This is a genomic window from Proteus terrae subsp. cibarius, assembly GCF_011045835.1.
Taxonomy (GTDB): Bacteria; Pseudomonadota; Gammaproteobacteria; order Enterobacterales; family Enterobacteriaceae; genus Proteus; species Proteus cibarius.
Genome location: NZ_CP047349.1, coordinates 1629274 through 1650980 on the forward strand (window position 1 = coordinate 1629274; position 21707 = coordinate 1650980).

The 21707-nt window shown below is 38.1% G+C and carries 17 protein-coding genes and 2 tRNA genes; 13 read left to right on the top strand and 6 right to left on the bottom strand.

Annotated features, from left to right (window positions below; translation table 11 throughout):
* Positions 1-147 precede the first annotated feature (147 nt).
* On the top strand, positions 148-2520 hold the full coding sequence (gene ppsA, locus GTH25_RS07630; RefSeq protein ID WP_075673216.1) for a phosphoenolpyruvate synthase: 2373 nt from the start codon (positions 148-150) through the stop codon (positions 2518-2520).
* A gap of 455 nt (positions 2521-2975) precedes the next feature.
* Here ppsA and ydiK read toward each other — a convergent pair whose 3' ends face one another.
* The gene (ydiK, locus tag GTH25_RS07635) at positions 2976-4088 is read right to left on the bottom strand and encodes an AI-2E family transporter YdiK (RefSeq protein WP_075673217.1); all 1113 of its coding nucleotides are present in this window, start codon (positions 4086-4088) and stop codon (positions 2976-2978) included.
* 216 nt (positions 4089-4304) lie between these two features.
* Between ydiK and ydiJ the strand changes: the two genes are divergently transcribed.
* The 11 genes from ydiJ to GTH25_RS07690 all read left to right on the top strand — a co-directional run bounded on the left by ydiJ (position 4305) and on the right by GTH25_RS07690 (position 16360).
* Positions 4305-7361, top strand: coding sequence for a D-2-hydroxyglutarate dehydrogenase YdiJ (ydiJ, locus tag GTH25_RS07640; protein ID WP_164530470.1), 3057 nt, complete (start codon positions 4305-4307; stop codon positions 7359-7361).
* Positions 7358-7771, top strand: coding sequence for a 1,4-dihydroxy-2-naphthoyl-CoA hydrolase (gene menI / locus GTH25_RS07645; RefSeq protein WP_075673219.1), 414 nt, complete (start codon positions 7358-7360; stop codon positions 7769-7771). Before ydiJ ends, menI begins: the two co-directional genes overlap by 4 nt.
* Positions 7772-7940: 169 nt before the next feature.
* Positions 7941-8561, top strand: coding sequence for a hypothetical protein (locus GTH25_RS07650; protein ID WP_075673220.1), 621 nt, complete (start codon positions 7941-7943; stop codon positions 8559-8561).
* Between the two features lie 421 nt (positions 8562-8982).
* Positions 8983-9351, top strand: a complete 369-nt coding sequence (sufA, locus tag GTH25_RS07655; protein ID WP_075673221.1) for a Fe-S cluster assembly scaffold SufA — start codon at positions 8983-8985, stop codon at positions 9349-9351.
* A gap of 17 nt (positions 9352-9368) precedes the next feature.
* The gene (sufB, locus tag GTH25_RS07660) at positions 9369-10871 is read left to right on the top strand and encodes a Fe-S cluster assembly protein SufB (protein WP_075673222.1); all 1503 of its coding nucleotides are present in this window, start codon (positions 9369-9371) and stop codon (positions 10869-10871) included.
* Between the two features lie 44 nt (positions 10872-10915).
* Positions 10916-11662: a Fe-S cluster assembly ATPase SufC gene (gene sufC / locus GTH25_RS07665; protein ID WP_075673223.1), complete on the top strand. Its 747-nt coding sequence runs from the start codon at positions 10916-10918 to the stop codon at positions 11660-11662.
* On the top strand, positions 11637-12944 hold the full coding sequence (gene sufD, locus GTH25_RS07670) for a Fe-S cluster assembly protein SufD (RefSeq protein WP_109418930.1): 1308 nt from the start codon (positions 11637-11639) through the stop codon (positions 12942-12944). The genes sufC and sufD overlap by 26 nt, the downstream gene beginning before the upstream one ends.
* Before the next feature lie 11 nt (positions 12945-12955).
* On the top strand, positions 12956-14194 hold the full coding sequence (sufS, locus tag GTH25_RS07675) for a cysteine desulfurase SufS (protein WP_075673225.1): 1239 nt from the start codon (positions 12956-12958) through the stop codon (positions 14192-14194).
* A gap of 22 nt (positions 14195-14216) precedes the next feature.
* Positions 14217-14645, top strand: coding sequence for a cysteine desulfuration protein SufE (sufE, locus tag GTH25_RS07680; RefSeq protein WP_075673226.1), 429 nt, complete (start codon positions 14217-14219; stop codon positions 14643-14645).
* 116 nt (positions 14646-14761) lie between these two features.
* On the top strand, positions 14762-15679 hold the full coding sequence (locus GTH25_RS07685) for a L,D-transpeptidase family protein (RefSeq protein WP_075673227.1): 918 nt from the start codon (positions 14762-14764) through the stop codon (positions 15677-15679).
* Positions 15680-15832: 153 nt separating this feature from the next.
* A complete protein-coding gene (locus GTH25_RS07690; protein WP_075673228.1) occupies positions 15833-16360 on the top strand; it encodes a hypothetical protein in 528 nt (175 codons plus the stop codon).
* An 86-nt stretch (positions 16361-16446) separates the two neighbouring features.
* On the opposite strand, the gene GTH25_RS07695 is transcribed toward GTH25_RS07690, so the two are convergent.
* The 5 genes from GTH25_RS07695 to GTH25_RS07715 form a co-directional block, all read right to left on the bottom strand.
* Positions 16447-16686: an Lpp/OprI family alanine-zipper lipoprotein gene (locus tag GTH25_RS07695; RefSeq protein WP_036913221.1), complete on the bottom strand. Its 240-nt coding sequence runs from the start codon at positions 16684-16686 to the stop codon at positions 16447-16449.
* Positions 16687-17123: 437 nt separating this feature from the next.
* Entirely contained in the window at positions 17124-18536 is a 1413-nt protein-coding gene (gene pykF, locus GTH25_RS07700; RefSeq protein WP_156733378.1) for a pyruvate kinase PykF, read from the bottom strand.
* A 467-nt stretch (positions 18537-19003) separates the two neighbouring features.
* Positions 19004-19080: transfer RNA gene (locus tag GTH25_RS07705), tRNA-Val, on the bottom strand.
* Between the two features lie 30 nt (positions 19081-19110).
* Positions 19111-19187 (bottom strand) — tRNA-Val (locus GTH25_RS07710).
* 148 nt (positions 19188-19335) lie between these two features.
* Positions 19336-20709 (bottom strand): MATE family efflux transporter, encoded by a 1374-nt coding sequence (locus GTH25_RS07715; protein WP_075673230.1) that lies wholly within the window; start codon positions 20707-20709, stop codon positions 19336-19338.
* Between the two features lie 313 nt (positions 20710-21022).
* Here GTH25_RS07715 and GTH25_RS07720 point away from each other — a divergent pair, with 313 nt between their 5' ends.
* Positions 21023-21694, top strand: coding sequence for a riboflavin synthase subunit alpha (locus GTH25_RS07720; protein ID WP_075673231.1), 672 nt, complete (start codon positions 21023-21025; stop codon positions 21692-21694).
* The last annotated feature ends 13 nt before the right edge of the window (positions 21695-21707 follow it).

A 21707-nucleotide genomic window follows, 5' to 3' on the forward strand; every position in this document is an offset into this window, starting at 1 on the left:
GATAAAAAAATAAAGTTTTCTGGTTGATCGATTCACCTTTCTATATTCAGCATCACATTGTGATACGCTTATTTACGTTGTCGTTTTGACAGCGGGTTTTTCTTTTTTTTCTCTCTCTCATAATTGTTTAAAAAAGGATTGTTCTCAATGTCCAGCAATAGCCTCACCCCGTGCAATGTGCTTTGGTATAACCAATTAGGTATGAATGACGTTGATCGTGTTGGTGGGAAAAATGCTTCCCTCGGTGAAATGATCACAAACCTAGCGGAATTGGGTGTTTCTGTTCCTAATGGGTTTGCTACCACAGCGCAAGCGTTTAATGATTTTCTGGAACAGAGCGGTATCAATCAGCGTATTTATGAATTACTTGATAGCGTTGATGTTGATGATGTTAATCAACTGGCTCAAGCAGGTAATCAAATTCGCCAGTGGGTAATTGATACACCTTTTACGCCTCAGTTTGAAAAAGACATTCGCGATGCTTATCTCACATTAAGTGAAGGTGAATCTGAAGCTTCATTTGCCGTTCGTTCATCTGCGACTGCAGAAGATATGCCTGATGCTTCTTTTGCCGGTCAACAAGAGACGTTTTTAAACGTTCAAGGTATTGATGCCATACTCGTTGCAATCAAACACGTATTTGCCTCGTTATTTAACGATCGCGCAATCTCTTATCGTGTTCACCAAGGTTATGATCACCGTGGTGTTGCATTATCTGCCGGCGTTCAACGTATGGTGCGTTCTGATCTCGCTTCTTCAGGTGTGATGTTTACCATCGATACTGAATCTGGCTTTGATCAAGTTGTGTTTATTACATCAGCTTATGGTTTAGGTGAAATGGTTGTACAGGGTGCTGTTAACCCAGATGAGTTTTATGTACACAAGCCAACTTTAGCAAAAGGCCTACCTTCTATTGTTCGTCGTAATCTTGGCTCTAAAAAGATCCAAATGGTTTACGCAGACAGCGTTGAACATGGTAAACAAGTCCGTATCGAAGATACGCCAGAGTCACTGCGCAATCGTTTCTCTTTGACTGATAATGAAGTTCAAGAGCTGGCTAAACAAGCTGTATTGATCGAACGTCACTATGGTCGTCCAATGGATATCGAATGGGCTAAAGATGGACATAATGGTCGTTTATACATAGTTCAGGCTCGTCCAGAAACAGTTCGTTCTAACCAACAAGTAATGGAACGCTATCAATTAAATGAAAGTGGCTCTGTTATTATTGAAGGCCGTGCTATTGGTCATCGTATTGGTACGGGGGCTGTCAAAGTTATCCATAACTTAAGTGAGATGGATAGGATTGAAGCGGGTGATGTGCTGGTTACTGACATGACAGACCCAGATTGGGAACCTATCATGAAGAAAGCTTCTGCGATTGTAACTAATCGCGGTGGTAGAACATGTCACGCTGCAATCATTGCTCGTGAATTAGGTATTCCTGCGGTTGTGGGTTGTGGTGATGCAACAGAATGTATTGCTGAAGGACAAGTTGTAACTGTTTCTTGTGCTGAAGGTGACACCGGGTTTGTTTACGATGGCAAACTGGATTTTTCTATTCAGAGCTCCGCAATCGATAATATGCCTGAATTAGGGCTCAAAATCATGATGAACGTCGGTAATCCTGATCGTGCATTTGATTTTGCAGGCTTACCAAATGATGGTGTCGGTCTTGCGCGTTTAGAATTTATTATTAACCGTATGATTGGTGTGCATCCTCGCGCATTACTAGAGTATGACGACCAAACTGAAGCACTGAAAGCTGAAATCAATGAAATGATGGCAGGCTATGAATCTCCAGTTGAGTATTACATCAGTAAATTAACAGAAGGGATTGCAACATTAGCGGCGGCATTCTGGCCTAAACGCGTTATCGTTCGTTTATCTGACTTTAAATCTAATGAATATGCCAACTTAGTGGGTGGCGATCGTTATGAGCCAGATGAAGAGAACCCAATGTTAGGATTCCGTGGTGCGGGCCGTTATGTTTCTGACGATTTCCGTCGCTGTTTCTCGCTTGAGTGTGAAGCGGTAAAACGTGTTCGTAATGATATGGGCTTAGAGAATGTTGAAGTCATGATCCCATTTGTTCGTACTGTACGCCAAGCTGAAGAAGTTATTGATGAATTAGCGGCAAATGGCTTGAAACGTGGTGAGAACGGCTTAAAAGTCATTATGATGTGTGAAATTCCATCAAATGCCTTATTAGCAGATAAATTCTTAGAACACTTTGATGGTTTCTCTATTGGCTCTAACGATATGACCCAATTAACATTAGGTCTTGACCGAGATTCAGGTGTGGTCTCTGCACTGTTTGATGAACGCAATGATGCAGTGAAAGCATTATTATCAATGGCAATCCAAGCTGCTAAACGTAATGGAAAATATGTGGGTATTTGTGGTCAAGGACCTTCTGATCATGAAGATTTTGCACAATGGCTAATGGAAGAGGGAATTGATAGTTTATCTTTAAACCCAGATACTGTAATTAAAACTTGGGTAAAATTAGCACAATAGAATTAATATCATCGCTATAAATAAAAAGCTCACAATATAATGTGAGCTTTTTTTATACAATTATTAAATAATAGGCAAAAAAAAAGCCTATCATGGGCTGACAGGCAAAGACTACACACAGCAATATTTTATATTCTTTAATCTCGCCAATTAATCTATTAATATGAAAGGCAAAATTATTAATTCGATGAAACATTTGTTTCGTTGATATTTATATTAAGAGAAATGCGTTAATTATGCTCTAAGAATTATCTCAATAAAAAGAATATAAGCTTATTTGAAAGTGAATATAACTTGCTGGTAACAAACGGGTTTAAAAAAATGTAATTTGTTTCAAATTGTAAGTTTTAATATAAAAATATAATGGTTTATTCCTAAATTGATAATCTTTATTAAACTTTACTCTGTTATTTTTAGAGCATGTAAGTAGCTACACTTACATGCTCTATTATTATTTATTCTTTTTCGATAAAGTTTTTATTCATAAATTCTACTGTCTCAGTTAAATCAGGATTAGGTTTTGGTACTTCATTAATCCATGCATTTAATAAACTATGTGCAACAGCGAGAACAACAGGGCCAATAAATAATCCAATCATACCTAATGTTAAAATCCCACCAATAACACCCGTAAGAATTAATACCATAGGCAAATCAGCTCCCATTTTGATTAAATAAGGCCGTAATACACCATCCATTGTCGCAACGGCGCCACCCCAAATCACCATAACAATGCCCCAAGTGGTATCACCTGTCCAAAATAGCCATAAAATGGAAGGTATCAATACTAATAAAGGGCCTATTTGAGCAAGGCAGCAAATAAACATAATGACGGTTAATACAGTCGCATAAGGTACGCCAGACACAGCGAGACCGATACCACCAACAATCGCTTGAATTAAGGCGGTTAAAACCACCCCTAATGCGACAGCGCGAATAGACATGGATGCAAGTAAGATTGCAGCATCACCACGCTGGCCGGCTAAACGAATGGCAAAATGACGTAACCAAGATACGACATTTTCGCCTTGTAAAAATAGTAAGCCGGAAAATAACAACATCACACCCAAATGTAGGGCAAATCGACCAATATTCAAGGCTTGAGCAAAAAACCAATTTGCAGCTTGCCCGACGTAAGGCTGGATTTTTGAGATTAACGCATTACCACCAGAGACAAGGATAGAGTGCCATGTATCATAAAGCTTACTCCCTATCATTGGGATATCGTTAAGCCATAATAGTTGAGGAGGCTGAACACTTGAAGGTGATTTTGCTAATTCTATTAAAGGCGCACTATTATCAATGACACTACTAATTAATAAGATAATAGGGATAACGAAGATCAGTAATATCAAAATCATCATTATCATGGTTGATAGCCAACGGTATTTTACCCGTTTTTCAATAATAAGAAGTAAAGGCCACGTTGCAACAACAATCATTCCAGCCCAAATAAAACCCACAATAAAGGGATTTAGGATCCAAAAACTGGCGATAATAAAAAAAGAAATAAAAAGAACAGTGAATAAAACTTTGGGTATATCTGTATGGATCTGCGGTTTTTCCATGGTTTTAAATCCCTACACGAATAAAAATGCTAGAAGCAGATGAATAAACATTGCAAATATCACGTTGTTTATATCACTACGCAATTTGCCAGAATTGTATGATAAGGTGAACAGGTATCGGTCTGAAAGTACAAAATGAGGCAAAGTACCTCTTAGCATACATTTCAACATCTAAAATTAAGCAATGTGGACTATTAGATTAAAGAGCTATAACAAATGATCCCACGTATATCGCAAGCACCGCAAGTCAGTGAACTCACAACAGAATTTCTTGATACTCTTCAAAAAAACGGTTTCACCGGTGATATCTCCAGCAGTTACGCTGACAGACTCACTATGGCAACAGATAATAGTATTTACCAGTTATTACCACAGGCTGTTGTTTTTCCTCGCTCAACCGCTGATGTAACTATTATTGCTCGCTTAGTTGATGAACCTCGATTTCATTCACTCTCTCTGACTCCTAGAGGGGGCGGTACAGGCACTAATGGGCAAGCGTTAACGGATGGTATTGTGGTTGATTTATCTCGCTATATGAAGCGTATTATTGAGATAAACCCGCAAGAGCGTTGGGTAAAAGTGGAAGCAGGGGTGATAAAAGATGAGTTAAATCTCTTTTTAAAACCTTATGGCTTTTTTTTCGCGCCAGAACTATCTACCAGTAATCGCGCTACATTAGGTGGAATGATTAACACTGATGCCTCAGGACAAGGTTCAATGGTTTATGGTAAAACCTCTGATCACGTTCTTGGTGTTAGGGCAGTTTTGTTAGGTGGTGAACTGCTTGAAACACGAGCTATGGATACGGCACTAGCTGAAAATATTGCCCAAGAAAGTTCCGCAATCGGCAATGTTTACCGTACCGTCTTATCTCGTTGCAAAGAGCAACGAAAACTTATTCTTGAAAAATTCCCTAAGTTAAATCGCTTTTTAACAGGGTATGATTTGCGTCATGTCTTTAGTGATGACATGAAACGATTTGATTTAACGAGAATTTTAACAGGCTCTGAAGGAACGCTAGCTTTTATTACTGAAGCGACACTGGATATCACGCCAATTCCCAAACAGCGCAGTTTAGTCAATGTAAAATACGATTCGTTTGATTCAGCATTACGCAATGCCCCTTTTTTAGTTAAAGCGAAAGCACTTTCTGTTGAAACGGTTGATTCAAAAGTATTAAATCTCGCCCGTGAAGATATCGTGTGGCACTCTGTAAAAGAGTTGATCACTGATATTCCTGATAAAGATATGCAAGGGCTTAATATTGTTGAATTTGCTGGCGATGATGAAAACCTTATCGGATCACAAGTCGCATCATTATGCCAACGCTTAGATTCATTAATGAAAGAGGGCCAAGGCGGTGTTATCGGTTATCAAGTCTGTGAAGATTTGGCGGATATTAATCGCATTTATGCTATGCGTAAAAAAGCCGTTGGTTTATTAGGTAATGCAAAAGGGCAAGCAAAGCCAATTCCTTTCGTAGAAGATACCTGTGTGCCACCAGAACATCTTGCTGATTATATTACCGAATTTAGAGCGTTACTGGACAGTCATCAGCTCAATTATGGCATGTTTGGACATGTTGATGCAGGGGTATTGCACGTAAGACCAGCTCTTGATATGTGCGATCCACAACAAGAACTATTGATGAAATCTATCTCAGACGACATTGTCACGTTAACAGCCAAATATGGTGGGTTACTCTGGGGTGAACATGGAAAAGGCTTTAGAGCGCAATACAGCCCCGAATTTTTCGGTGAAACGCTCTATCATGAACTGCGTCAAATCAAAACGGTATTCGATCCTCGAAATAGACTGAATCCTGGGAAGATATGCCCTCCATTAGAGGTCGATGAACCTATGAAGCAAGTCGATACCATCAAACGAGGTACTTTTGATCGCACAATCCCTTTATCTGTGCGTCAAGATTTCAAAGGTGCACTGGATTGTAATGGTAATGGACTTTGCTTTAACTTTGATGCCAAAAGCCCAATGTGTCCTTCAATGAAAATTAGCGGGCAACGCATTCATTCACCTAAAGGACGAGCTGCACTTGTAAGAGAGTGGCTACGCTTATTGACAGAGCAAGGCGTTAGCCCAAAACAACTTGAATCTAGCTTTGAAAATAATAAACCAAGTTTAAGAGGTTTGATTGAGAAAACACGTAATACATGGAAAGCCAAACGTGGCGAATATGACTTTTCTCATGAAGTGAAAGCGGCTATGAACGGTTGCTTGGCTTGTAAAGCCTGTTCAACACAATGTCCGATTAAAATTGATGTGCCATCGTTTCGTTCTAAGTTTACTGAACTTTATCACCAACGTTATTTACGTCCGCTAAAAGATCATATTGTCGCGAATGTTGAATTAACAACGCCGATTATGGCGAAGGCTCCCGGATTTTTTAACTTTTTTATGAAACAGCCATTGGTGCAGTCATTAAGTAAACACACGATAGGAATGGTCGATTTACCTTTGCTGTCATCGCCTACATTAAGACAGCAATTGGCTGGGCACAAAGCGTTAGATATGACGCTGGAAGACTTAGAGCGTTTATCTGAAAAGCAACGAAGCCATCATGTGCTGGTGGTACAAGATCCCTTTACCAGTTATTACGATGCAAAAGTGGTTGCCGATTTTATCAAACTGATTGAAAAAATTGGATTTAAACCTGTTTTACTGCCATTTTCACCTAATGGAAAAGCGCAACATATTAAAGGTTTTTTACAGCAATTTAGTAAAACGGCACAAAAAACCTCAACCATGCTTAATCGTGTCGCACAATTAGGTATTCCTATGGTAGGGGTTGATCCTGCATTAGTGCTTTGTTATCGCGATGAATATCGTGAAATACTGGGTGATAAGCGTGGGGATTTTAATGTTCAACTTGTTCATGAATGGCTAAGTAAATTGGTATCTGAGCCAATAGCAGTTCGTGATGATGCTGAAAAATGGTATCTTTTCGGGCACTGTACAGAAGTGACGGCGCTACCACAAAGTATGAAACAGTGGCAGGCTATTTTCCAACGTTATGGGCAGCAACTCGAATTTGTGAGCACGGGATGTTGTGGAATGGCAGGTACTTATGGACATGAACTAAATAATTATGAAAACTCGTTGGGCATTTATCAACTCTCATGGGGAAATGCATTAAAAACATTACCAACAATGCGTTGTTTAAGCACAGGTTACTCTTGTCGTAGTCAAGTGAAACGTATTGATAATATTGAGCTAAAACACCCACTACAGGCACTTTTGGAGATTATGCCATGATATGGAAACGTGAAACGACAATTGAGTATCTTAATCATATTGGACAAAACAATATGATGAGCCATTTGGGCATTGAGTTAACATGTCTTGGTGATGATTATCTTGAAGGAACAATGCCTGTTGATCACCGTACTAAACAACCTTTAGGGCTTTTGCATGGCGGTGCTTCTGTTGTTTTAGCTGAAACATTAGGTTCTGTTGCGGGTTATCTTTGTACTGAAGGTGAACAAAAGATTGTCGGGTTAGAAATCAATGCAAATCACATTCGTTCAGCGAGAGAAGGTAAAGTAAGAGGTGTGTGTAAGCCTATTCATTTAGGACGCTCACACCAAGTTTGGTCAATAGAAATATTTGATGACAAAGATCGTCAAGTATGTATTTCTAGATTAACGACATCTGTTATTTCTTAAAAATAAAAAGACAGACGCATAAAGTGAAATACTCTCTTTATGCGTTTTTTTTGTGTTTATAGATAATGTTAAAAAATAAAAGCAGAGAGAAAATAAAATTATTTCTTTATTTAGATTTTATTTTTAATGATAATCATTATCTTCATAATAAAAGATAAGACGATCAATAATGTTAACTTCTTATAAATTTAATACCACAGTATTATTAATTGCGGGTTTATTACTCAGCGGATGTGATAATAATTCTACCTCTGAAACGAGTAATGATATACGTAATATTCCAATACAAGCTATTTCTGGTTTTAATATGGCTTATCCCACCTCATTTACAATGAGTAGAGAAGATACTGAAAATTATTTTAAATCCTTACCTGATAATGTTCAGGACGTCACAACAGAAATGATGGTTTATAAATCAGAGCCTATTTGTGATTTAACAGAAGTTCGTCTGGTTTATTTTAAAATGATCGATGTAATGAGTTATGATGTGGATGCAGGAGCACAAGGTATTGTAGATAATATTGCCATCATAGATGGCATGAATGAAATATCTACATCGATAAAACCATTAACTATCCCAAATGTGGAAAGTCGACATGTCTTTTTTGAAGGGAAATATGCAAAAGAGAACGTGAGCTATGAAGGTATTTTAGCGGCAGATCTTAAAACGAATCGAGTATGGCAATTGCAATTAATTAGTAACTTCAATAGCCAATCGAACAAACAAAAAAACAGTCAAATTCTTGAATGTACAAACAAATATATTCAAACCATCACTATTAATAAATAACATCGAAGAGCACACAAACCAATAAGAGGTCATCATATAAGTGGTGCTATCTTATCTTCTCTCATCAAAAGCATAAAAATGAATGTGAATAGGCTCAATAAGCTAGCTGTAAAAAGCACATTTTTATGCTTTTTTCTCTAAATTTCAGTGATAACATATAAAGTGTATTTATTTTGCAACTTATATGCGTATTGTGCGAAATATAAGAAAAATTAAAAGTTTTATTTTTTAGAATGAAAAAATATAAAAGTGTTATATTACATTGCGTTAACATGATTTTTTAACAAAACAAGCGTAAAAATAGAACAAAAAATACACATTTACGGAATATCCTTTCAAAAGACATGGTTGAAGTGATAAGGGTTATCATTACCATTAGTGTCAGGAAAGATATCAATCTCCTTTCGAAATGAGGTCAGAAATGACAAACAACGTTGAAACTTTTTCTCTTAATGACACAGCTTGGCAAGGCATTGTATTAACGGATAATGCGGCAAAGCATATCTGCCATTTAGTCGAGAAAAACCCTGAAAAACAAGGGCTTTCCTTAAATATCAAACCCTCTGGTTGTACAGGGTATGGTTATGTTATTGAACTCGCTACTACCCCAAATGATGATGATCTTGTTTATGAACATAATGGTGCAAAACTCTTTGTTTCATTAAAAGCAATGCCATTTATCGATGGGTTGGTTGTTGATTATGTTCGTGAAGGACTTAATCAAATGTTTAAATTTAATAATCCTAAAGCTCAAAACGTCTGCGGATGTGGTGAGAGCTTCGGGGTATAACATAGTGAAGTCAGATTATGTCTCAGAGCAATGTTGAAATTGGTGATGAAGTTCAGGGATGGTTAAGCGATCACCACTATAAAGAAGGTTTTTATACCGATATCTCAACCGACACCTTAGAAAAAGGATTAAATGAAGCGGTTGTACGTGCAATATCGGCAAAAAGAAACGAACCAGAGTGGATGCTGGAATTTCGTTTAGATGCTTATCGCCATTGGTTGGAAATGGAAGAGCCACATTGGCTAAAAGCAGATTATCCATCGCTTAATTATCAAGATTATAGCTATTATTCAGCACCATCTTGTAGTTCATGTTGTGCTAACGGCAGTTGTGCTGGTGGCACAAATGAAGCTGTTACGAGCGATAAACAAGCTGCACAGGATTATTTAACCAAAGAAGTTGAAGATGCTTTTAACCAACTAGGAGTACCTGTAAGAGAAGGGCAAGCCGTTGCTGTTGATGCTATTTTTGACTCAGTTTCTGTTTCAACAACATATCGTGAAGAGCTTGCTGAACATGGCATCATTTTCTGTTCATTTAGCGAGGCTATACAAGAATATCCTGATCTAGTACGCCAATATTTAGGCACTGTTGTCTCAAGCCATGATAACTACTTTGCTGCACTGAATGCTGCGGTCGCATCTGATGGTACTTTTGTCTATATTCCAAAAGGGGTTCGTTGCCCAATGGAGTTATCGACTTATTTCCGTATTAATGCCGCTCAAACAGGCCAATTTGAACGAACTATTTTGGTTGCAGATGAAGGCAGTTATGTCAGTTATATCGAAGGTTGTTCAGCACCTGTTCGAGATAGCTATCAGCTTCATGCTGCTGTGGTTGAAGTCATTATCCATAAAGATGCTGAAGTAAAATACTCTACTGTACAAAACTGGTTCTCTGGTGGTGATAGTGAAGGCGGTATTCTGAACTTTGTGACTAAACGCGCTATCTGTGAAGGCGAAAACGCCAAAATGTCATGGACGCAATCAGAAACGGGTTCTGCGATCACATGGAAATACCCAAGTGTGATTTTAAAAGGGGATAATTCCACCGCTGAATTCTTCTCGGTTGCTTTAACCAATGGCAATCAACAAGCAGATACGGGGACTAAGATGATCCATATCGGCAAAAATACCAAATCAACCATTATCTCTAAAGGTATTTCTGCGGGTAAAAGTCAAAACAGTTACCGCGGGCTCGTAAAAGTACTTCCTGGTGCGCAAAATGCTCGTAACTTCACCCAGTGTGATTCCATGTTAATTGGTACACAGTGCGGTGCGCATACTTTCCCTTATGTTGAGGTAATGAACAACTCAGCACAACTTGAACACGAAGCGACAACGTCACGTATTGGTGAAGATCAGTTGTTTTATTGTCGTCAGCGTGGATTAAGCGAAGATGATGCAATCTCAATGATTGTAAACGGATTTTGTAAAGATGTGTTCTCAGAATTACCGCTGGAATTTGCTGTGGAAGCACAAAAATTATTAGCAATCAGCTTAGAGCATAGCGTCGGTTAACTATTAACCAAATTCTGAGTATAAAGATACCGAAGGCATATATTATGTTAGATATTAAAAATTTACATGTCAGTGTTGAAGGCAATGAGATCCTTAAAGGATTAGATTTGCAGGTGCGTGCAGGTGAAGTTCACGCGATTATGGGACCAAATGGCTCGGGTAAAAGTACGCTATCTGCAACGCTTGCTGGCCGTGATGAATATGAAGTTGATGAAGGTTCAATTACCTTTAAAAGTAAAGATTTATTGGAGTTAGAGCCGGAAGATCGCGCAGGTGAAGGCATCTTTATGGCATTTCAATATCCTGTTGAAATACCCGGTGTCAGTAATCAGTTTTTCTTACAATCTTCTGTAAATGCAGTGAGAGAATATCGTGGTCAAGAGCCGTTAGATCGCTTTGATTTTGAAGATTTTATTGAAGATAAAATTAAATTACTGGATATGCCACAAGATTTGCTAACACGCTCTGTTAACGTGGGATTTTCTGGTGGTGAGAAAAAACGTAACGATATCTTACAAATGGCTGCGTTAGAGCCTGAGTTATGTATTTTAGATGAAACAGACTCAGGTCTTGATATAGACGCATTAAAAATCGTTTCTAATGGTGTTAATAGCTTACGTGATGGTAAGCGAGCTTTCATCGTTGTAACACACTACCAACGTATTCTAGATTATATTAAACCTGATTTTGTGCATGTGCTTTATCAGGGAAAAATCATTAAATCAGGTGATTTTTCATTGGCGCAAAAATTGGAGGAACAAGGTTATGGCTGGCTTATTGACCCTCAATGAAAAGCGTGAAAAACAGCGCCAAGTTGAATTGCGTAATCAACAAGCATTAAAAATGTTTTCAGCGTTATATCATCAACGCAAAGGTAATAATAGCCTCAATGCTCGTAATCATTGGTCTCAAGTTGAGAAAATCGGTTTCCCAGTTTATCGCCATGAAGATTGGCATTATACACCGTTAGAAGAAACGCTCAGTCTGCGCTATCAACAATTGCCACCTTTTGATGTGCAAAGTTTAATGGCTAAATATGCATTATCTTTTGACTGTTATCGTATTGTGATGGTGAATGGTACATTTTCACCAATAGAAAGCAGTAAAGACTTTGGTCCTTATCAAGTCACTTTACTCGATAACCAAAGTGAATTACCTAAAGCGGTAAATGGTGAAATCTTTCTGCATTTAGTTGAAAGTTTAGCGCCACATCCTTTGCTTATTACCCTGAAAAACGGTGTTATTGCGGATAAACCACTTTATATCCTCAATATTACTCAAGGGGATCAAAGCGCTGAGGTAAATAGTGGAAATTATCGTTTTCATCTTGATGTTGGTGCAAATACCCAGATGCAAGTGATAGAGCACTATATTAGCAGTGATAGTGAAAACCGCCATTTTACAGGAGCAAGGTTAACCGCGACGATCGGTGATAATGCCTCTTTTAACCATATCAAATTAAGTTTTGAGAATGGTGTAAGTCAGCATTTTGCCCATAATGATATGACGATAGGCCGTGATGCTCGTGTTAACAGTTACGCTTTTTTATTAGGCGCTAAGCTAAGTCGTCATCACACAAGTTCTGCATTAAAAGGTGAAAATACAGAGCTTTCGATGAATAGCGTTGTATTACCTAAAGCCGGAGAGATTGCAGATACTCGCACATGGTTGGTTCATGGTGAGAAAAATTGCCAGAGTCGTCAACTGCATAAAAGTATTGCGATGGATGCAGGGAAAGCTGTATTTAACGGTATGATCACGGTGACACCTCAAGCATTAAAAACAGATGGTCAAATGACTAATAACAATCTGTTGCTGGGTGAAAAAGCACAAGTTGATACTAAACCACAGCTTGAGATTTATGCTGATGATGTGAAGTGTAGTCATGGTGCTACTGTGGGACGAATTGATGATGAGCAGCTATTTTATCTGCGTTCACGAGGTATTTCCTTAAGTGATGCCCGTAAAATGATCATTCATGCATTTGCGGCTGAATTAACTGAATCGCTAGAAAATAGTGTGATTAAAGCGCAGGTATTAGAAAGAATTAATCAGCGCTTATTAGAGGTATAAAATAAGGCATTATGACGCATTCCATTGAAAAAGCGCGAGCTGATTTTCCAATTCTTTCACAACAAGTGAAAGGAAAATCTCTGATTTATCTCGATAGTGCCGCAAGTGCTCAGAAACCGGCTTGTGTCATTGAACATGAAAAACAATTTGCCTTAACACAATATGCCGCGGTTCACCGCGGCATTCACACATTAAGTGCAAATGCGACAATGTTAGTTGAAAATGTCCGTAAAAAAGCCTGTGATTTTTTAGGTGCCAATAGTGAAGAAGAGATAGTTTTTGTTAAAGGAACAACGGAAGGGATCAACCTAATTGCGAACGTTTATAGCCAACGATTTTTGAATGATGGTGACAATATCATCATCACAGAAATGGAACATCACGCAAATATTGTTCCATGGTATATGTTGGCAAAACAGTATGGCTTTAATGTTCGTGTGTTACCGCTATTACAAGACGGCACGCTCGATTTTGCTCAATTACCTCACTTAATCGATGAGCGAACTAAATTACTCAGTCTCACTCATCAATCAAATGTATTGGGCACAGTGAATCCAGTCGCTCAAATTATTCGTGATGCTCGTCAATATGCAATTGAGCGAGGTGGTGAATTACATATATTGGTTGATGGTGCTCAAAGTGCAATGCATCAAACAATTAATGTTTCACAACTTGATTGTGACTTTTTTGTTTGTAGTGGACATAAACTTTATGGGCCTACAGGTATTGGTTTGTTATACGGTAAGAAAGCGATACTGGATGAATTACCGCCATGGGAAGGCGGTGGTGCAATGATAAAGCATGTTCATATTAATGGCGATATTACCTACGCAGATGCGCCTTGGCGCTTTGAAGCAGGCACACCTAATATTATGGGAATGATTGGCTTAGGTGCGGCATTAGATTATCTTTCACAATTAGGTATGAATAATATTGCTGAGTATGAAAATCATATAATGAAGTATGCTCAAGAGCAGTTGCAAAAAGTAAAATCCTTAACGCTTTATGGCAATGATTCTCGACAAGGTGTGATAGCGTTTAATTTAGGCAAACATCACGCTTATGATGTTGGGGCATTCCTTGATAATTATGGTATTGCTATTCGTACAGGGCATCACTGTGCGATGCCAATTATGGATTATTACCAAGTTCCTGCGATGTGTCGTGCATCTCTCGGTTTATATACCAATAAAAATGATATCGATGCGTTGGTTAATGCGCTATTACGTGTTGAGATGTTATTAGGTTAAAAATTAAAAAAAGAGGTTATTCATGGCAGTTGCCAATTTGCCAGATGAAGCAAAGCTATTACGCAATTTTTCTCGTTGTCAAGATTGGGAACAACGTTATCTCTATATGATGGAGTTAGGTGAGCGCCTTACTCCTTTAACGGATGAACAACGTATTTCAGCTAATTTTATTGAAGGTTGCCAAAGCCAAGTTTGGATAGCGGTTTCTCTTAATGAGAATAAACAGTTAGTGCTGGCTGGTGATAGTGATGCAGGTATTGTAAAAGGCCTTGTTGCCTTAGTGATTATCTTATTTCAAGGTAAAACTATCAAACAAGCATTAGAGACAGATATCAAACATTACTTCTCATCATTAGCCCTAGAAAGCCACTTAACACCATCTCGCACGCAAGGTTTACATGCGATGGTTACAACGCTTATTACGCGTTTTTCAGAATACGCTGTAGCATAAATGTTACCTGATCCCGCATTAATGTTCTAAACTGACTTATTATATGAAAGCATAACAATGATAATGTTATCATCATAATAGTCAGTTTATTTTATTTCTAACACACGGGATAAACGATGAAAAAATGGTTAACTCTCTTAGGTGTATCGCTATTAGGGATGAGTAGTCACTTATCTTATGCGACAGAATATCTACTACCTGCTGATGGCCAGCGTATTATTGGTGAAAATTTTTCATATATAGTTCCCGATGATAAACGCTCTTTAGAGGCTATTGCGTCCGAATACCAAGTGGGATTGCTCAATATGATGGAAGCGAATCCTGGTATTGATCCTCTTTTGCCTGATGCAGGTAAAACCTTAACAATCCCTTTGCAGATGATTTTACCTGACTCTGTGCGCAAAGGTATTGTTATCAATCTTGCTGAATTGCGCCTTTATTATTATCCAAAAGAGGGTGGAACCGTTGATGTTTACCCTATTGGAATTGGTCAATTAGGGCGAGAAACACCTGAGATGGTGACATCGATTTCTCAATTAATTAAAGATCCCACTTGGACACCAACGGCGAATATTCGCAAAAATTATGCAGCTAAAGGGATCACGCTACCGGCTGTCGTTCCTGCTGGCCCTGAAAATCCAATGGGGGCATATGCTTTAAGATTGGCACATAGTCGAGGTGAATACCTTATACATGGTACTAATGCTGATTTTGGTATTGGTTTAAGAGTGAGTTCAGGCTGTATTCGTTTACGCCCAAATGATATTGAGACCTTATTTAACGTGGTACCTAAAGGGAGTCGAGTCCAGGTTATCAATAAACCAATTAAATTTACTGAAACCGCAGACGGTAGACAGTTTATTGAAGTTCATCAGCCACTATCACGTAATGAAGATGACGATCCACAAACCATGCCTCTTACATTCACAAAGCAATTTAATGCTTGGTATGAGAGTGGCAAGGTTAATAAAGATAAAGCTGATGCAGAGCTTATTCGACGCTCTGGTATTCCAGTAGAGGTTACTGCTTACTAGTCAGTGAGGATGATACTATTAAAAACAAAACAGGTGCTTTAGGCGGCTGTTTTGTTTTAGGTTTCAAAAAATAAAAAAGACTTCTTTATAAAATCAATAGTGCTAAAAATACCTTACCATCAAAATGTTTTCTATTGATAATAAGGGAGTTTAATGAAAGTTTTAGTTAATAATGGACACATAATAAAAGAAAATCGTAATATCTCTTCTAGCATGGAAGATGGTTTAAGTGGACTATTTAATGATTTATCTCAGGTGACAAATAGCTGTAAAACGTTTTTAATTGGAGATAAAAAGCTAAAAAGTGAAAATATTCAATCAATGTGCGATGAGATCCTCCAACGACTCATTCCCAAAGAGGGAGCTAGGGAATATGAGTTAATTGGAATAGAGACTTTGCCGGATACGGCTAGTTCTAGAATACCCTACACAAAATCTTCAAAATCAGTGACAGAGCTGTTTTATATTCTAGAGAATGAACTCAAAAAAGTAAGTGATATAGATTATACTGTGCTGACATTAGCTCAAAAAAAATATGTTAATAAAATTATAGATACATTTAAGGCGTTACTTATTCAAGCTAATAAAAATATCAACATTTGCTCAAACCTAGCAACGAATTATAATTTAATTGCTCATATAAAAGGTCTTAATATCGATAAATTTACCAATAAGCAATAACCTTATAAAAAAACAAAGCCCTAACAATGTTAGGGCTTTGCGATTAATGCTTGCCTAAAGCTGTTTCAGCTTATTGGTAAGTCAAATTACTTTTTATAAGTAGTGACTTGGTTATCTAAACGCTGATTTGCACGAGCAGCTTCGTCGTAAGCTGATTTAGCTTCGGCACGAGCAGATTGTACATCACCACTTAGTTGCTGGACTTGAGTATTCAGGCGGCTTACATCAGAAGAGATTTGATCTAATTGTGCATTATTACTAGAAGAACAACCTGCTAATAAGCCTGAAGCCAGAATTACCGCACCTAGTACAAGTTTCGCTTTCATAGTTACAACCTCTATTATTAGTTTGTGTAAAGGAACAAGTAGCATTTATATGAAACCATTAATAAGTATGGCACACATATAGGAAAATGCCGGATTTATTCGTAATAAGTGTATCTTACGTTCCCTATAACAATAGGAAAAATAACACTTATATTGTAAATATTCAGCACAATAAATGCGTGTTTTCTCACAAAATACCTTTATTAGTAAAAATCCTAATCATTAAATAGCTATTTATTGACTGAAAATTACACAAATTTAGACAGGTGATTTACACGTCAACTAATTGATAAATAATTATAAATACGTAGGGTAAGAGATGAGATTAGGAAAGTATATCACTCTAAAAAAGAATAGCAGAAAAAGAGGTTTTTTTGGAAACAGGTAAAGAAAACGCCACCCATTGAGTGGCGTTTAATGTATTCGTACTGTAAAAATTACAGAACGTGAACAGATGAAGTATTTGTTGTACCGCTATCAACCAGGGCACCAGTAACCATAACAACACGCTCACCAGCATGCGCTAAACCACTTGCTAATGCAGCTTCTTTACCAATACGGTAGAAGTCATCAGTAGAGGCGATTTCGTTAACTAATTGAGTGGTTACACCTTTAACTAACAGTAACTGACGAGCTGTTTCTTCGTTGTTTGTTAATGCTAAGATTGGTGCTGTTGGGAAATATTTACGGATAGAACGAGCTGATTTACCACCGAAAGTTGCTACAACAATCAGAGGCGCATCTAAGTTTTCAGCCATTTCAACTGCACCGCGACAAACTGCTTCAGTTACGCGTAATTTTGCAGCTGTTTGTTTGTAATCAAGACGAGATTGCATGATACGGTCTGTACGATCACAGATAGTTGCCATGATGGTCACAGCTTCTACTGGGTATTTACCTTTTGCACTTTCACCTGATAACATAACAGCATCAGTACCATCTAAGATAGCATTCGCAACGTCACCCGCTTCAGCACGAGTAGGGCGTGGGTTTTTGATCATTGAATCTAACATTTGCGTTGCAGTGATAACCACTTTACGTGCAGCGTTACATTTTTCGATCATCATTTTTTGTGCGAAGATAACTTCTTCAACTGGGATCTCAACACCTAAGTCGCCACGAGCAACCATGATACCGTCGGATGCTTCTAAGATCTCATCAAAATTGTTTAAACCTTCTTGGTTTTCAATTTTTGAGATGATCATGATGTTTTCGCCGCCGTGTGCATTTAAGTGAGCACGCATTTCTTCAACGTCAGAACGTTTACGAATGAATGATGCAGCAACGAAATCAACGCCTTGCTCGCAACCAAAGATAAGATCTTGTTTATCTTTTTCAGCTAATGCTGGTAAACCGATAGAAACGCCAGGTAAGTTAACACCTTTGTTTTCACCTAAGTCACCGTTGTTTAAAACTTCACAAACAACTTCTTTATCAGTTACAGCAGTGACTTTCATGCCGATAAGACCATCATCAACTAAAACGGTGTTACCAACAGTTAAGTCTTTAGCAAAACCTCCGTAAGTTACAGCAACGCGGTCTTTATTACCCACAACAGTTTTGTCTGTGGTGAAAGTGAAAGTTTGACCAGCAACTAAAGCGACATCATTACCACCTTCTAATTTGATGGTGCGAATTTCTGGGCCTTTAGTATCTAATAAAATAGCGGCTTTTTTGCCTGTTTTAGCGCAAATGTTACGCAGGTTTTTGATACGGTTGCCATGCTCTTCATAGTCACCGTGAGAGAAGTTTAGACGCATAACGTTCATGCCTGCGTCCAGTAATTGATTCAGTTTTTCTTCAGATTCGGTTTTTGGTCCGATGGTGCAAACAATTTTTGTCTTTTTCATGGCAGTCTATTTAATGGTTGTATTGTAATGGATGAATAAGGATTAATGTCGCTGTTTTCTATTAACAGTATCAACGGTGCAAAACAGGGTGTACAAACTCATCTCTAATGGATAAGTTGCGCAACATGTTAATGGTTCAGCAACATCATAAAAATCTTGTCACTATTTTGTATCAAAGGTTGGCAGACATCTTACATTATAGTCTATCATGATTCATTTGTTCTGTTTTCTAAAGATGCCCGTAAATCAATACGCTGAAACCTTTCAACAAAATTATGTTTCGTATTATAGAGGTTAATTTCTATGAAGAAAATCGAAAAAAGGTAAATTTAAGTGATGTGATCAAAATACGGCGCTGATTGCTTGTTTTTTAAACACCTTGTTGCGCAATAAAATATTGCAAGCTAAATTAATTATTTTGTAGGGTAGGTAAGATGAGTAAAAATAAGAAAATAGAGAAAGAGAAATGGTGCGTCCAAGTGGACTCGAACCACCGACCCCCACCATGTCAAGGTGGTGCTCTAACCAACTGAGCTATGGACGCACTGTATTGAGATGTTGTCGAAAAAATAAATGGTGCGTCCAAGTGGACTCGAACCACCGACCCCCACCATGTCAAGGTGGTGCTCTAACCAACTGAGCTATGGACGCATTATCTATTGGGTGACAACGGGGACGAATATTAACGAGATGATTCGATTCTGGCAAGAGGAAAAACACAAATTTATATTCAACTGCTCGTATTTAAAGCTATTTGTTGATATTTGTGTCATTCCTTTGCCTAAATAACCGTTTTTGTTTAACGCTCTGAGCGTAATAATACCACTTCATCAGGTTGGCGTTGGATCCACCAAATACGAGAACCCATCATAATTGCTGAGGCAGTTAAACCTAAAATAAAGCCAATCCAAAAACCAGCAGGTCCCATCGCTTCAACAAAATAATTAGTACGCCCCAATATATAACCAGAAGGTAGCCCAATTACCCAGTAGGCAATAAAGGTAATAAAGAATATAGAACGAGTATCTTTATAACCCCGCAATACACCTGAGCCAATAACTTGCACAGAATCTGATAACTGATAAAGCGCAGCGAATAACATAAGATGAGAAGCTAATGTCACTACTTCAATATTATCGTTATACATTAACGCGATTTTTTCTCTGAAGATGATAGAGAAAATAGCGGTACAACTTGCCAACATTAGTCCAACAGCAAGCGCTGTAATGGCTGAAGTACGCGCTTGCTCTGTAGAGCGTTGCCCTAAGTTATGGCCGACACGGATGGTTGCTGCTATCCCCAATGAAAGAGGGAACATAAACATCAGTGAGCTAAAGTTAAGTGCTATCTGATGACTGGCAACCGCAGTAACGCCTAAAGGTGAAACTAATAACGCAACAACGGCAAATAGAGTTACTTCAAAGAATAAGGCTAAGCCAACAGGTAATCCTAAAAACGTAATACGTTTTATTGTGTGGAAATCAGGGCTTACTAAACGTTTCTGTGGCATAACGTCACGTTGTGTTGGCGCTCGACGCACGTAATAACGCATCATTAAGAACATTGCCCAGAAAACGGAGGCCGTTGCAACACCACAACCAATTCCTCCTAATTGTGGGGCACCAAATTTACCGTAAATAAAGGCGTAGTTAACAGGGATATTAATTAACAAGCCAATAAAACCAATTATCATGCCGGGTTTCGTTTTAGATAATCCCTCACATTGGCTTCTCAATACCTGATAGTAAAGGCAACCTGGTGCCCCCCACATAATGGCATGAATAAATCCAATGGCTTTTTCGGCTAATTCGGGTTCTATATCATGTTGCGCTTCAATAATAAAACGGCTGTTATAAAGAACAGCAATTACCATGATTGATAAAAAAGTAGCGAGCCAAAAACCTTGCTGTGTACGATTAGCAATATGTTTTCGTTGTCCTGAACCATTTAATTGTGCAACGATTGGGGTTAATGCCATTAATATGCCTTGGCCTAATAAAATCGTTGGTAACCAAATAGACGTACCTACTGCCACCGCCGACATTTCTGTGGCATTTACAGCACCCGCCATGACAGTATCAACGACACCCATTGCTGTCTGGGAAAATTGCGCGATGATAACGGGGATACCGAGAGCAAGTAAGCTACGCGCTTCTCTTATGTACTTCTGCACGCATACACCTTTATTTATTATAAGAAAACGAAAGGAAAGGAAGAGAACAAACGTCGTATTGTTAAAATGACGTAAAGAGATCCTCAAGACCGCTTATTCTAATGATAAAAGTTTAATAAGCAACGAAAGAAGTTTAGCTTTTCAAACACAGGATTTTGATAATTTATTAGGTGTTTTTACGTTATATTTAACGGCAATCATCGACAAGGAATAAATACGATAATTGTTCCTTTGTATTAATACGAGCTATGTTATCCTTTATAGCATAAGCCTAAATTGAGTTTACCAGTTTATCGATCCAAGGAGATGTAAGATGTTTACAGGTATTGTTCAGGGAAAAGGGCGGGTTATTGCTATCGAAGATAAAGGCGATTTTCGTACCCATATCATTGAATTACCCAAAGAGTTAGTCGGCAATTTAGAAACAGGTGCTTCTGTTGCAAATAATGGTTGCTGTTTAACGGTCACTAAAATTGAAGATACACATATTAGTTTTGATTTAGTGAAAGAGACATTACGTTTAACTAACCTTGGTGAATTAAAAGTTGGCTCTGAAGTGAATATTGAACGTGCAGCTAAGTATGGTGATGAAATTGGTGGCCATGTTATGTCTGGTCATATTGTAACAACTGCTGAAGTTGCCAAAATTATTACATCAGAAAATAATTTACAAATTTGGTTTCGCATCTTTGATAAAGCATTAATGAAGTACATTTTACACAAAGGTTTTATTGGTATTGATGGAATAAGCCTAACTGTGGGAGATGTGGTTAATAACCGTTTTTGTGTACATTTAATTCCTGAAACGCGTGATAGAACAACATTAGGTCGCAAACGTCTTGGTGATAAAGTCAATATTGAACTTGATCCTCAAACCCAAGCGATTGTCGATACAGTAGAGCGCGTTATGGCGCAACAAGCACAGCAGCAAGCTTTATTAGCAACACAACAAATTGAAAATGAAGAACAAGCTTCACATAATTAATGTTGTTGCTCTT